Here is a 344-nt window from a genome sequence, read left to right on the forward strand (position 1 = left end):
ACAAACGGAGGTTGGGGTCAGGTTTATCTAGACAATTACCGCGATGAAAATGGGAAAGGTCTTGATGGCGGAAAGCACTACACCCTCACTGTTAGAGGAGACGTAAACTATGCCGAAACATTCTGGACTGTAACGGTTTATAACATTGAAAACCGCGCCATTATCAATAACAAAATGAAGCGTGCCGATGTAGGTTCAAACATCGCAGGCACTCAGAAGAATGAAGATGGGAATTATGTGTTCCACTTTGCACCGGAGAAGCCAGAAGGTGTTGCCGCAGCCAACTGGGTACAGACCAATCTCGGTGAAGGCTGGTTTGTTTATTTTCGAGCATATTCGCCAAG

Annotated in this window: 1 protein-coding gene; it reads left to right on the forward strand. The window is 45.9% G+C overall.

Annotated features, from left to right (window positions below; all coding sequences use genetic code 11):
- Positions 1 to 344: DUF1214 domain-containing protein (locus tag A3750_RS06340; protein WP_156498457.1), on the forward strand; the 344-nt coding region annotated here is incomplete at both ends.

Source organism: Oleiphilus sp. HI0079 (assembly GCF_001635105.1).